Origin of the sequence: Halodesulfovibrio aestuarii DSM 17919 = ATCC 29578, from assembly GCF_000384815.1 — a bacterium.
GTDB classification, from domain to species: Bacteria; Desulfobacterota; Desulfovibrionia; order Desulfovibrionales; family Desulfovibrionaceae; genus Halodesulfovibrio; species Halodesulfovibrio aestuarii.
The window spans coordinates 19844-32796 of record NZ_ARQF01000014.1 but is presented as its reverse complement, the minus strand read 5'-3'; the positions used below and the strand labels follow the sequence as shown (position 1 = coordinate 32796).

Genomic DNA, 12953 nt, shown 5'->3' with positions numbered 1-12953 from the left:
CCAAGAAATGGACGGTGGCGCGTATTCGATACCCGGAGAAGAGTTTTTAGCCACGCCATTAACTGCATAGATTGCCCCTTCCTTGATCCAGTAACAAGCGGAGCCATCAACAATAACGAATGTACCGTTTGCAGCTGGAACGCTTTTACTGTTCCGGAACTGGCCCGGGTTGTTCATAGTGCTCTTAACAAGCTTTGCATTGGGATCGTCAACAGAAGTGTCTCCACCACATCCAGCAAGAGCTAGCAAGGTGAGCGCAAGAAGCGTTACAAGAATTTTCCGCATAGGCTATCTGCCTCCATCGTAGTAAAATTATTAGAGGTAGTTGTTTAAGATAAAAACGGAAATAAGAAAATAAAAATGCCCTCACCAAAATTTGATGAGGGCTTGCTTGTTCTTCCGGATCAGCGTGGCCAACTCTTCGCGAGTTAGCCTGTAAAGTTACCAGATTCTACTAGTCATAGACCAGTGCCGATGTCGTAGGTGGTGGCGGTGGTGGTTTTGAGGTGCCTTCTGCGGTGTAGTGTTGAGCTGTGAGCTGTGTTTTTAAATTAGCCTTGTCGTCTATGAGTTGCTGTATCGTGGTGTGTTGTCGTGCATTGCAGACCATCAGGAAGCAGAGAGCGCCAAAGAGAATGACGATAGCGAATACATCAAGCCACTGCATACTTAGCCCTTCCTTTTGATCGTTCGGTTAAAGTCGGTCTTTAGATACGTTGCATGTAAATTCTTTCGCTACGGGTACGCCGTAGCCTTTTTTTTGAGCATTGGAAGTTGTGTAGCCGTAGAGACATTTAAGCGGCCGCGTAGCTGCACCAGTGTAGATGTATGAGAACTGGCATTCTTTGCACGGCGTCTCGTCTGGGTTGGCTTCGCGGTAGAAGGTCATGCTATTTTTCTTCCTTCGCTATCTCGGTTAAGAACTCGGTAACTTCTAGCATGGTTGTTTTGTCGAGCAGGTTGATAGGTTGCCATGCTGTAACTTTGTGCAGTCGATGTTTTCTTTCGTGTTTGTTTGTGGTCATGAGAACGGACTTGTCGTCCTTACCGATGGCAAGGTGTTCTGTTGTCATATCGAGGCGTTCATCGTCGTTGTAGTGCTCGAGCAGTACGCGGCTGATTTGGTTAATAGGTGGGATTTCTAATTCTACCGGAGTCCAAAGCTTTCGATCTAATTTGTTCATCTTCCCTTTCTCCTTAAAAAGTTACTCTACCTGCAACACCGCCCACGCTTAATAAGCGTGGGCGGTGGCCGTTGAGGTGTAGACCCTGTCCGGCGTTGTGCTTCTGTTCTGCTGTGTATTGTTAGACGTCATGACGTCATGACGTCTTAATGTCTTGCCCGCTGTGTGTGGCAGCGGGCGTCGTCTGGAGTCTTCCTATGTCCGCTAATCAACCGTCCAACCATTCTCTTTTGATATATGGCTATCAAGCTATCATGCTATCATAATAGCTTGTTTGCTTGCGTTGCGCCGTGCGTGGGGGAGCTAGCACGGCGCACAATGGATGTAATCGCCTAGCTCTGGTGACACGTTCCGTAATGGCTCGTTAAATTCTTTTTTTGCGTAGCTTACTCTAGCTTCCAGCAATTTTTCAGGAAGCGCGTTAAGTAGCTTTAATGCATCGGCTGCCGAGTGCGTTTGTGTTGCGCCAGCGTAAACAGGAATAACAGCGACAAAGCCATGAGATTCTAAACGCATGCGTAGTTCTATGCCGCCCGACCTTTCTTGTTGAAACACTGCAACTCGCATGCCCTGTATAGAAAAATCTCTTTTGTAATTTAAATCTCTACAGATATTCATGATTTGTAAATTCCTGTTGCTTTAATCAACACGTTAATATTCCGGTTGTACAAAGACAGTTTTGTGTATACCTTCGGGCAATTACGTTTGTGAGTGAGTACTTGCACAACATCAAGTTTGTACAAATGAAATGTTGCAGTGCATTACATCTATTCACAGAGCGTTCTATGCGGTAACTATACGTTGTTATGAGGCATTACTACGCCGTGCATAATTTCTTGCTTTGATCTTACCGAACCGTACACGGTGGCGAAGCTTCGCATAGTTAGTAGATGGGATTTGAGAAGAAGTTTTTTTCTCTCTTCCATGCACAACCCTTACCAATTGGTAAGGGTTGTGGCAAGTGTGAAAGTTAGCTTCTAAGGAGGAGGGGGATTTGTTAAGAAAAGAAATATTGCAAATAGGTTTTTGTGAAATGTCTTTATTATCAGGTGCTAAGTCTAGTTTTTACAACAAAACTTTTAGTGAGCTTGAAAATAAAAAATGGACTTTTATAGAGTTTGAGCATTGTCTCGATGCCTTGCTGAACGGTAAGGACTATATGGTCTCATGTACTAGCGGCGATGTGGTGCTTCGTTCGTTGAATTGTGCTGGGGGGGGGGTCAACGGTCGAGGCTGTACTGGTTAAAGATTTCTGTTCATCCAACTAACATGCCCGACGATTTTAAAATCTGGATTAGAAGCGCTACTTGTGAGTTCATCTGCTGTTTCTGAATCGAACATTGCGACAATATTTTCTTTCTTAGGGAAAAGGCGAGCTAATATTTTTTCACCCTTGATTGAGATACAAAATATTTCTCCAGGTTTAACGTCTGCGTGATCTGGATTGACAAGGACGTCGTCGCCTTTGTTGATTGTAGGAGACATAAGGTTGTCTTTTACTGTTAAAACGAAACAATTAGAGTGAGTTGGGGATATCGACTCAAGCCACTTTATGCTGAATGGGTGAGTTGTGTAGAGCTTTACTGCGTCTTTCCATTTCCCATGCTCATCTGTGTATTGTTTTATTTGTTCAAGATAAGTTGTTTGATCTTGTCCAGAGCTTTCTTTTAGTTGGCTTACTATAGCTAATATTTTGAGTTCATTAATAGAGAGTTGCTGCATTAATTCTTTGTCAGTGAGGTCTAGGAAATTAGCCATTCTTATGGCGTCGATGAGTCTGAGATTGCTACGCTCTCCGTTTAACCATCTGGTAATAGTGGCTCCTGAAACGCCAAGTCTTCTTGCTATTTCAGCTTTTGATATCCCTTTGGTAATTTGAAGATTCATAGCATCAATAAGATACGTTAAGATCTTGTTATATGTTGTTACAGATTTGGCTTGTTTAATTAGTGACATATCTACCTCTTTTTTGTCTTTTTTAAGACATAGAGGCTTTCGTGTGGGTAAGTGTTTTATCTTCATAGTCTTGACAAAGTGAAAGGTTTGCAGCAAAAAAAGCAAAGTGCCATTAGTTGTCACTAAGCCGTATGCCAATAAATTAGGTGATATCCTTGTACTATTTCGGTTCTATGGTCTGACGCTAGTTAAAAGTTGTAAGGGATTATATCGGAAATTTATTTCTGAATGGTAATAGAAATAAAATTTTATAGAAATAAAATAAACATCGGAGTCAATAAGATGGCAGGTAAGAAGAGTTCTCAGTATTCAAACCTGACTGAAGCATGTCACGACACGCTCACCAGTCGCGGAAAAACGAATCAGCTGGCCAAAAGGCTAGGGCGTACCCCAACTACATTGTCACAGCAGTTGAACCCGAATGTGGATTACACACATTTTGACGCCGACAATGTTCTGCCAGCAATGGAAGAAGCAAACGACGATACACCTCTGCATTGGCTTGCAGAGCAGCGTGGCTATTTGTGTGTACATGTGGTTCCAGCTGGAAGTGATTGCAAGCTGGAATTTGAGCTTATGAAATCCAGCAAAGAATTTGCCGATGTGGTTTGTACGTATAATGACATTATGGCCGACGGTGTAGTGGATCAGGAAGAGTCTGTGCGTTTTCGTAAAGAAGCACGAGAAGCAGCGGCACAGTTACTTGCTATGGCTGACGCTGTAGACGCTGCTGTGGATCTTCCTAAAGAAGAAGTTCCAAGCTCTTTGCCTAGAATGTCCGGCACCCCTACTGACCGCGAACAGTAGCGCTGTAGCCTACAGATTTTTTTCTGTAGTCTTCTGATAACCCATTGACAAAGCGACTTACGCATGATTAAATTTACTCCTCTCAAAACGTTCATGGTTAGCTCAGCCTTACAGAGCACACAATCGAAATCAAAATTTGCTGCGATTATAGCAGCAAAAAGCGACGATATAGTGTCGGGAGTAGTCCATACTTTTTACAAGTGGACTCTGAAAGCCGCGAGGCACCGAAACCGCATGAACGTGGTTGAGAGCACTGTATCGTCGCTTTTGCATTTTGCGAAACAGGCGATGCTTAACTTCAACTACGGAGTGCTCTAGTGTCGTCTGTTTCTGCGTCTGCATCAGAATATTCTGAACTCTTCGGCCACGATGAAGAGACAGGAGAAGTGCAACCTTCATTTGATGAAGATACAGGAGAGGTGCAAGCACCTTTCTCGCAGATTGTTGCAAGCATTCCACCAGACGCTACAGACCATCCTACCCCCGCCGACAATCCGGATCCACGTCCACGCTCTGTAAATTCCTTTGGCCACGATAGGCATAATCTTGATTTTGCAATCGCGTACCCTGTAGAAAAGGGTAAAGGCAAAATGCCGGCGATTATTGTTGATGCCATTGAACGTTTACAGAATTGGGCTATCAACCCTGATAGCTATCCAGAATTCAACGATGCAATTTGTGGTTACACTAAAGGCCGCATGCGTAGCCAGATGCGCGAAAAAGTAGTTAGGGTGCTTAGTTCAATGCTTCGCCGCCTTAGCCTTGCAACTATGATAGTTGGCAAGCCAAGCCCGAACGGTATGCGCGGTTGGGCTGTAAAGGGACTTTCTGAAGTTGCGCGCGTTCCTAGACGTGGATGTGAAGCTGTTTTGACTCTGCTGTATAGATCGGAGCTGGTCTCTAGTGCAGCTCAGTATCGAAAGCTGTCAGCAACGGACACGCCGTATCATGGCGACTGCTGTAGAAAAACAATCAAAGGCGCAATATACGAATTTTACGCAAGCATGCGGACATTCTCTGTCGACTTCTTCAAGCTGTTAGGCTTTACAGAAGAGACCATAGAGAAAGCTCGTAAGGTCTCTTCTAGTCGCATAAAAGAAGAAGCAAAAAAACTCGCTGTAACTGTAGCCGAGATGGTTAAGCTCAAAGTCGAAAAGCTTAAAGGCAAGAAAGCTAAGCCTAAGCAGAACGCCGAAGATAAGAAGCCACAACCGCAAAATATAGAAGCGGAATTATACCGTAGAGCCGACGCTTTGTTAGCAGCTGAGATTCCTAACTTTGACTCAAAGAGAAATCGTGAGCACAGAGAAATGGTTATCAGTAAAGTTGCCGAGCTGAAGACACAGCAAGGTTAGGCAACCCCCACTACACTTGCGTCCAAAATTTAGAAATAAGCAAAAACATAAGGGTGTGCACATCTAAAAATAGAGTGCCACTCTTTTTTATTAAGTACAGGTTTCTATTTTGCAAAGACCACTGTTGATATTGGGTGTTATTTCGAGAGGTAAGCCCGCCCCTGGAACCATACTTCGTGTAGAGAATGTGGCGGGAACACCTAAATGGCGGACTAGTGTGTTTTTCCAAATAGCGGACTAGGTGGGAATGGAGGGCTTTTATATCTAGCGGACTAGCTAACCTGCTGACTTAAACTGGTTTACGTTAGTGGACCGGCGGCGTCGTCTGCGACTAGCCGCCATAGGTGACCGCTTCGCTCCTGCCATTCTATCATATAGATTCAATTCTTACCAAGTGAACGGCAGTAGCTACACTCTTCCCAGTACAGTGCTAGCGTAACATGCGTTCCGCTGTGCACCATGTATTACCAACTCAACACCTGTTATTTCTCCTTGATGAGAAGTGAGTAGTTTTTTTCAAGCTCATAGGCTGTACAGCAAATTCCGTGCGGCCTACGAGGCCGCTGTGCTAACGCTAAAGTTTTTTTCTTTCTAAAGTAGGGGCTGCCGCCCCATACCCCGCTAATTTTTTCTTAGAATCAAAATACGGCGAACTTTTAAACCTCTTCGGCCGAAGACATTTATACCCGGAAGAATATCGGCCGTGCAGCTGGTCGCATTCCGGATCCGATTAGCCGACGCACTTTTATTTTGAAAGTACAAAATATTTTTTGATTAAAAGACCTATTTTTTCAAAATGGGAAATATTCTTGTAATATTTTTTGATTAAAGGTACTACTTTTTCAAAAGTAAGCAGAAAAGCAAAAATAATTTTGATTAAAGGTGCTATTTTTTCAAAGAGGGGAATATGTCAGAGCGAAAAGAAAAACGTGGTGGTGCAGATAGAGGACAAGGCCGTCGTGCTCTTCCTGAAGATCAGAAAGGGAAGCAGGTAAAATGCACTGCCTCTGGTGTGCTGCTTGGTATGTCCGGAAAGCAGGTACGCGAGGCCGCTATGAACTGGGTGAACTATTGCAACGAAAAAGAAACGCCGACCGTTGCACCAGATTTAAAAGCCGGTGATTCTGTCAGCGTCCGGATTGAAACACACGATTCATTCAAGCATGAAAGCACTCACGTTGTCGTGGATCCGATACAGCGCATCGATGGCGCGTGGCTCGTTGGAGTTCAGATTTACGGAAAAGGTGTGGTGATGGTTCCGGCCAGCGAGGTGGAAAAGAAGGCGTAAGCCGCATCAGAAAAAAATTAAGAGCCCTTTTTTTCTGAGTTTTGCAATTTTGCACGGTCAAATTATTTAGTCGATCAGCAATAAATAAAGTTAGTTATACTCGAAAGGTTGAAAAGCTTTTCTCGGGAAAAGTACACTTAAAAATAAGTCGATGAGCTGAAAAAAAACAAAAAAGCAAATCACTTCAAATAGTTGCATGGTGTAGTCTTCAGGTTGTCCATTTTAAGCCTTGCAAAACTTTGCAATAAGTTGCCAGTTGTGCAATGGGCGAAACGGCGCGCAAGCGCAGATTCTGCGCGTCCTCGGGGGTGTTTTGTAATACGATGAAATTTGCACAAAAAAAGTGAAAAAAGCCCTCAGGTGGGAGTGGAGGAAAAGTTATTTTCTCTGGGGGATTCTTTTTTTTTCTGGCCGGCCCTTCTTTTTCTTTTTCTGGCGTTAAACACAAAAAAAGACCGGCTTATCGCCGGCCCCCCCCTTTACAATTTTTTTTATAATCTTAATATGTTGGGATCATAAATATTTAGCCGGAGTTTTTTTATGTTAATTGCTGTTTACCAAAATCCAAATGATCCAATGCGTGTGTACTACTGTTCTGCTGATGAAAAACACAAAGGTGTTCCAGCTGAGGCAAAACTCATGAATACTTGTACAGAGGAACAATTGAGCAAGGCTTGGAATTCTGGGTTGGGCATTTATAAAGGCGTACAAGAAGACGGAATTTTTATTTCTGTGTCTAAAATGACATTCCGTAGCGGAAAAGTTATCCCGAAATAGATTCTACCCGATCATGATGTTCACCCACGGCCGTTGAGTGTGCAGCAATGATGCCGCCTTGAAGTGGTGCGCCTGTGTCACCTTGTGGGTGTGAGTGTGTATGCCCGGCTAGAACTTTGAGCGCGTCGCGTACTTCTTCCCAGACGCCGAGCGTTTCTTCTATTAGATGGACGCCGCCGGCACCGGATCCGATTACAATCTTTGGCGCTGCTATGGTAAAGACGCCACCTGCAGTGTGTGTAATTGTCCCGCCGGCTTTGATTGCAATTTCTTTTGTGACTGTTGAGCTGCTCTTGCCTTTAATGGTCTGCGTGTAGTCTTTGCTTACGCTCTGGGTGAAATTGCCGCCGACCGTGCTGGCCTCGTTGCCTGTGATGTTGCTAGAGCTGCTGCCCTTGATTACTTCCTGATAATCGGCACCGGTAGCAACGCGCATGTTGTCAGCTACTACAAGACGCATATCTCGCGCCGTTGTTAAGTTCATGCTGTCTACTGCAGATATATTCATGCGGCCGCCGGATCCGATGAGAACCGAGCCGAGTGCTTCAATAGTTTTAACGCCGCCGACTTCTTCAGTACTGTTTTCTAAAACTGTACGCCATTCTCTGGAAATATTGTCGATGGATTCCACACAGCGCCGAACCTGCCGCAAGCTTTCGTCGGTTATGGTGGCCTCGCTCGAGCGCGTCCAGTTCCCGTGTTTATCTGCACTCTGGTATACTGTAGCTGACTGTTGCCAACGTAACTCGCCGTTAGTTAACTCAGGTAGAGATAAACCAAGCGGATAGACCTGGCGAATAATCGGATGATCGGCCCGACCATAGGCAAAACCAATTACCACCATTGCGCCCGGTTCCGGATATGCGAACTGGCCGGACTCGTTACCGGCTCCATTAACAGGAAGCGGCACGGCCTCGTAACGTGGGAAAGCTTTGTCGGGTTCGCCTTCAGGTGTAAGAATTTCCACGTCCACGGCATAGCGCGGCCGGAAGCGCTCACAAGTTCCACCGTCTTCCGGAGCGTCTGCAACCTTCAAGACTCTGGCATATCGATCAAGATGCAATCCCGCTGTAAGTTCTGGAAAAGTACGCAGTACTATGCGCTTAATGAGTTCTCGCATTGAATCACCATTTCATGCCCTGTGAGTTGTAACGAGGTTAAGTACTGGCCGTTTAAAAAAACACCCGGACGCAGCGCCGGAATAGCCGGCAGAACTTTTGCCCCTGCAGCAGTAACACCGGTAAAAACTTTTTCATCTATATTCACGGGCCGTGTTGCCCATCTGCTATTGTTCCAGGAACCAACCCAAACCGTACCGTCTGGCTGTGGCTGCCAGTAATATTTTTCTATACCGAATACCGCGCCGAGTTGATCCATGCCGTGATAGCCGCTCCCTAATGTGTGAAAATGGGGAATGCGCGTCGTTGCATAGGGTTCGTCCGGAACAGTGAACACAAGGCCGGTTTTGTCGCTATACGCCGCGAGTACGTCTTTTAGTGTGGGGTGGCGTAAACTGATAGGAAGGCGCAGGTTGAGCGCCGCGGCCATTTCTCTGCAGAAGATCTTCTGCGTGGCAGTATCTACCGTATGGCTGCTTTCGATGTATCCGGAAAAAAAGAGCTGGTTTTTGTCCTGGCTGGAATAGCCAAGACTGAATTGCACGATACCGGAGAGGGCTTCTGTTGCTCTCACGCGAAAAAAAGCGCGCCCGGGGGAGGCAACATCAAGCCGTATATCTTCTTCCACCAGCTTGGCCGCTTTGCCGCCGATGGTGAGTGTTTTTCTTAGCTTCATGCCAGCGCCTTATCGATTGTCTGAAGGATGTTTTCTAACATCGTCTGCGGGTCTTGTGTGGCCGATGCGGTTTGTTGTGGCGCTTCTGCGTCTTCTGTTTTCGTCTTTGGCTCTACCGGTGTTCCTTCGCTTTTCTGTGCGACTGTATCCGTTTTTTTCTCACGCTTTTCTACCTTCTCTGGAACACTCAAGTACTCACGCAGCGTAAATGTTATAGACCACGCCTGAAGGCCATTAATAGGCTTCCAGCTAAAACGGTCGGTCACACGTACTTGCGTAATGCCGGCAACGTTCGCGTCGCGGTTTGTGATGTTGTACACCATGCCTTCACCATTTTTGCCACGGGCTTCTATGACGCGGATAAGTTCGCGCAGCTTCTTTGCATCCTGGTACTTGATATTTGTAGAGACATTCAGCTTTTTAGGCTTAACGCCTTTATCAACTCGTGCGGTGCTGCTTGTTTCTCCGGAGAGATCCTCGGTTCGAATTTCAAGGTCGCCGGTTACGGTGAGGTTGTAGCCTGGTACGTTAAAGTCATTGAGCTGTAGATAGTGGGTCATAATCCAAATACCTTTTTAAAAACCGTGAGCTGTGCCGGCTGCGCTATCCAAGATATAGCCGCACTCAATTTGTACACGCTGGAAGGTGAGCCGCTTTTGAATAATTCAGAACGTAACCCTGCAGGGCTGCCTTCGCAGTACATAACTTTGCCAGCTTCACCGGCCAGACTCGTTGTCAGGTTTTGCCATGCCTGTTCCGCGGCCTGAATAGTGGCTGTCTTTTTGTCGATAAGCGCCGCAAGCTGTGCCTCTGGTGCGGTCGTTTCGTTGTATCCTTCACCTATTGCAACCAGCTGGCCGAGTGTTGTGTCTACGTCACGTAGCGAGTTGTGTTGTCGTGGATCCCGTTGCACGACTTCCGGCCAACTACGTGCTGCAGGAATGAAAAACTTGTCTGTTTCAAGTGAACTTAGCCCGTTGGCCCGGCGTTGTATCTTCTGCAGCTCCGTTACCGGGAACACCTGCAGGAAGGTTTCAAGCTGCTCCACAAATGCCGAGTGTGTAGCGCCGTAGAGCACAACAACCACCGCGCCCAATTTTCCGGAAGGGAATGTTTCTTCTGCATCAATCAACTTGTTGCCGAGCTGCTTGAGTGCGTCGTTGGGTGTCAAATAGCTGTATTCGCCACGTCTGTGGCCTACAGTGTGTAAATATGGATGAACACACACGCACTGTCCGTACCGGGTAACAAGGTCTGTGAGCTGCGTCCGGAGCGCGGCAACTGTTGCTGCACTGCTTGAAAGTGGATTTTTCGCCACGGGAACAACACCGGAGATGGAAGAAAGCCGCCCCTTACTGCCGGCTAATTCGCCAGCAGCTTGGGACAGCACAGGTAACAATCCATCGTGTATGTTTTCCCCGATCGGGGAAAAGGTGAGGGATTGCCAGCTCATTAGCCGGCATCCGCGTTAAGTTGCTCGTTAAGCGTCACCAATTCAGCTCGTAGCGCTTGCGCCTGTTCTTCCAATTCTGTAAGTCGGGCTTCGTCTAACGCGTTAGGTTCAACGCCTTTTTTCTGTGCATCAAAAATAGCGCGTAAAGGGCGTACAGAGGCAAGGTCGTTAGCTGTGAGCTGCTGCGTGATTTCGGTAATGCGTTGCTGTGCTAATTCTTGTTCTGTTGGTGCTGGTGGTTCTGGTGCGGGAGGTGGCGTTACTGTAACAGGGTGGCCATTTTCGTCTGGCTGGATAGCCATACCCCTTTCTTGATCACGTAATAGCTGTAAAAAATTATCCTCAGAGATTAAAATTGCATCTTCAGGTAGTGATCCCTCTTGAGGAAAACAATTTTCTGATGGTGAATAATACCTTTTCATACATTCCTCCTACTTCCCTGTTGCTTTCCAATGAATTACTAAGTTAACGCTCTCTGTTGCACCACGGTCGATTAGAGGTGTGAATCCATTTTTTGTAATATTTTTTTTATAGACGCTGGCATTGTAATTGATCGTATGATCAATTTCCAAACTAAGAGAAACATGAGGGATGGATGTAAACGCCACAGGAAATAAATGTTCTGGGAGAATAGCATCACCTGTGCTCAAATATGAGATAGACCCTATTTGTTCAATAATCCCGTCAGGCCGTTTGTATGACTTACCCGGCACCAGTTCCACCCACTCGGAACGATCAACCTTGTTCCCATTAATAGCCGCCACCTGTTGCGCCAGTGCTTGCATGTCAATCTGTGCGGCATTAATGGCTATATCAAACGCTTTGATACATGGCAGAACGTAGGCGGTTTTTGGGCGGTTCTCTTCGGCTGTGGGGACTTCGCGGGAAGCATCAAAATCAAAACCGTTGAACGGACCAGACGAGCCTTCTGCTTCTTGACCTCGTTGCAACCCAAGAGCTCTAATTGCGCCTGCCGACGTTCCTTCTGTTGACTGTCCACTTGCGGCCTGTTCCCAGCGCCCTGTAATATTCCGAATTGCATCCCCTGCCCAATCACCAACCGCTTTATCCCCATGAGCCGCCGCAAAGTACTTTGTGAAACACGGCAGAATGAAGTATTCCCCACCATCCCAACAGTACTTGCCGCATGTGCCGTCCTGTGCTGCGGCTTCGGCGTCCCACGCTGCTTCATCTGTAAGATACGTCCCGCCCTTCATCCATTCAAAAAGCTGCGGAAAAAGGGTACAGCGTACTTTTTGTTTTACGTTGGCCGGAACTGTTCCGGGCAATGCTTCGCCGTTTGTAGAAAAGCAGAGTTCACCAACTGGAACACCGGCAACGGTTCCCCATGCAATCCCCCCGTCGGCCTGTTTGATAAGCACCTGCCCTTCCTCGCCGCCTTCAAGTGGCAAGCCATGAGGGTTGGCATCATTCAGGTGGACAGTAACTTCTTTCTTGCCGCCGTTCTCAAGCAGATATTTTACAAGGTCGGTTTCTACCTGTTCTACTCTGCGTAGATCCGTCACCACGCCAGCTGCGTTGATGTCGGCAATTGCAACCAAATAGTGCGGGTCGTTGGCGCTGTCCGTGTAGTCGGCCTTGTCTTCAGCCGGAGCAGCAGAAAGAACTTGTACAGCTGGAACCTTGTCTGCTCCTTGCTGCTGCAGGGCAACGTCTAACCAAAGTTTTTTTGGTAGGCTGCCAAGGGCTACCGGCATAGTGGAAAAGTCAACGCGGATCCCTTCTATGTACCCGAACCCCGCTTGCAGGGTGAAGCTATCAGACTCGTTTTTTATAAGCGCTGCGTCTTTAATGAAACATTGACGGCCGTAGATGTCGCGGCAGGTTTTACGCATGCGGTCGTCAATACTGTCAAGGCGTGCTGTAAAATCAATCTGCCATGTTTTAGCCGGAATAGTGATGCCTGTTGCGTCCTGTGCTCCGGAGAACTCAAGCAGCACGTTACGGGTAAGGTTGTTCCCCTGTACGTTGTTTGCTGTTTTGAGTTTTTCCATTTCAGGAAGATACGTAACGGTAACAATTGTTCCGTCTTCAGCAGCGAGGCCAATCCAGTTAAAGGTGAAGTTTCCAAGGTTGGAACCCAACAACATGGAATACACAACCTGATTAGGATTTAAGAAGCTCTTAAACTCGGCCGGAATAGTGTACTCATGCACGACATTGTCCGGCCTTGTGTCTGCACGGTTAACCGGTGCATTAGGATCCAGCTCCGGAACCAGAGCTAAGATAAATTTTTCAATAATGAGAGGTGCACCGGCTGCTTGCTTTTGAGCTATGAGCGTTTCACCTGCGTAAGTAATTGCTGTTGCCATATGTCC

The 12953-nt window shown here is 46.6% G+C and carries 17 protein-coding genes; 5 read left to right on the top strand and 12 right to left on the bottom strand.

Annotated features, from left to right (window positions below; translation table 11 throughout):
- From F461_RS0100890 to F461_RS0100870, 5 genes are all read right to left on the bottom strand, one after another.
- A partial coding sequence (locus tag F461_RS0100890) for a hypothetical protein (protein ID WP_026364539.1) occupies positions 1-285 on the bottom strand: 285 nt, incomplete at its 3' end.
- A gap of 169 nt (positions 286-454) precedes the next feature.
- The gene (locus F461_RS0100885; protein WP_019999275.1) at positions 455-667 is read right to left on the bottom strand and encodes a hypothetical protein; all 213 of its coding nucleotides are present in this window, start codon (positions 665-667) and stop codon (positions 455-457) included.
- Between the two features lie 27 nt (positions 668-694).
- Complete coding sequence (locus F461_RS0100880) at positions 695-889, bottom strand: hypothetical protein (RefSeq protein ID WP_019999274.1); 195 nt, start codon at positions 887-889, stop codon at positions 695-697.
- Between the two features lies 1 nt (position 890).
- Positions 891-1184, bottom strand: coding sequence for a hypothetical protein (locus tag F461_RS0100875; protein ID WP_019999273.1), 294 nt, complete (start codon positions 1182-1184; stop codon positions 891-893).
- Positions 1185-1487: 303 nt separating this feature from the next.
- Entirely contained in the window at positions 1488-1700 is a 213-nt protein-coding gene (locus F461_RS0100870) for a hypothetical protein (protein ID WP_143154866.1), read from the bottom strand.
- Between the two features lie 478 nt (positions 1701-2178).
- Here F461_RS0100870 and F461_RS0100865 point away from each other — a divergent pair, with 478 nt between their 5' ends.
- A complete protein-coding gene (locus tag F461_RS0100865; RefSeq protein ID WP_019999271.1) occupies positions 2179-2430 on the top strand; it encodes a hypothetical protein in 252 nt (83 codons plus the stop codon).
- Here F461_RS0100865 and F461_RS0100860 read toward each other — a convergent pair.
- A complete protein-coding gene (locus F461_RS0100860; RefSeq protein ID WP_162139276.1) occupies positions 2427-3140 on the bottom strand; it encodes a LexA family transcriptional regulator in 714 nt (237 codons plus the stop codon). The two genes, F461_RS0100865 and F461_RS0100860, sit on opposite strands and share 4 nt — an antisense overlap.
- A gap of 282 nt (positions 3141-3422) precedes the next feature.
- Between F461_RS0100860 and F461_RS0100855 the strand changes: the two genes are divergently transcribed.
- The 4 genes from F461_RS0100855 (at position 3423) to F461_RS0100835 (ending at position 7367) form a co-directional block, all read left to right on the top strand.
- Positions 3423-3947: a phage regulatory CII family protein gene (locus F461_RS0100855; RefSeq protein ID WP_019999269.1), complete on the top strand. Its 525-nt coding sequence runs from the start codon at positions 3423-3425 to the stop codon at positions 3945-3947.
- A 317-nt stretch (positions 3948-4264) separates the two neighbouring features.
- Positions 4265-5302, top strand: a complete 1038-nt coding sequence (locus tag F461_RS0100845; RefSeq protein WP_019999267.1) for a hypothetical protein — start codon at positions 4265-4267, stop codon at positions 5300-5302.
- 907 nt (positions 5303-6209) lie between these two features.
- Positions 6210-6590 carry a hypothetical protein gene (locus F461_RS0100840; RefSeq protein WP_019999266.1) on the top strand — a complete coding sequence of 127 codons (381 nt, stop codon included), beginning with the start codon at positions 6210-6212 and terminating at the stop codon, positions 6588-6590.
- 540 nt (positions 6591-7130) lie between these two features.
- The gene (locus F461_RS0100835; protein WP_019999265.1) at positions 7131-7367 is read left to right on the top strand and encodes a hypothetical protein; all 237 of its coding nucleotides are present in this window, start codon (positions 7131-7133) and stop codon (positions 7365-7367) included.
- On the opposite strand, the gene F461_RS0100830 is transcribed toward F461_RS0100835, so the two are convergent.
- The 6 genes from F461_RS0100830 to F461_RS18380 are packed head-to-tail and all read right to left on the bottom strand — an operon-like array spanning position 7354 to position 12947.
- Positions 7354-8487 (bottom strand): bacteriophage T4 gp5 trimerisation domain-containing protein, encoded by a 1134-nt coding sequence (locus F461_RS0100830; protein WP_019999264.1) that lies wholly within the window; start codon positions 8485-8487, stop codon positions 7354-7356. The two genes, F461_RS0100835 and F461_RS0100830, sit on opposite strands and share 14 nt — an antisense overlap.
- Complete coding sequence (locus F461_RS0100825; protein ID WP_019999263.1) at positions 8463-9161, bottom strand: hypothetical protein; 699 nt, start codon at positions 9159-9161, stop codon at positions 8463-8465. The genes F461_RS0100830 and F461_RS0100825 overlap by 25 nt, the downstream gene beginning before the upstream one ends.
- Complete coding sequence (locus F461_RS16700; RefSeq protein ID WP_019999262.1) at positions 9158-9721, bottom strand: baseplate complex protein; 564 nt, start codon at positions 9719-9721, stop codon at positions 9158-9160. The genes F461_RS0100825 and F461_RS16700 overlap by 4 nt, the downstream gene beginning before the upstream one ends.
- Entirely contained in the window at positions 9718-10614 is an 897-nt protein-coding gene (locus F461_RS0100815; RefSeq protein WP_019999261.1) for a hypothetical protein, read from the bottom strand. The genes F461_RS16700 and F461_RS0100815 overlap by 4 nt, the downstream gene beginning before the upstream one ends.
- Positions 10614-11036 carry a hypothetical protein gene (locus F461_RS16695; RefSeq protein WP_019999260.1) on the bottom strand — a complete coding sequence of 141 codons (423 nt, stop codon included), beginning with the start codon at positions 11034-11036 and terminating at the stop codon, positions 10614-10616. Before F461_RS16695 ends, F461_RS0100815 begins: the two co-directional genes overlap by 1 nt.
- Positions 11037-11045: 9 nt before the next feature.
- A complete protein-coding gene (locus F461_RS18380; protein WP_019999259.1) occupies positions 11046-12947 on the bottom strand; it encodes a phage tail-collar fiber domain-containing protein in 1902 nt (633 codons plus the stop codon).
- Positions 12948-12953 lie beyond the last annotated feature (6 nt).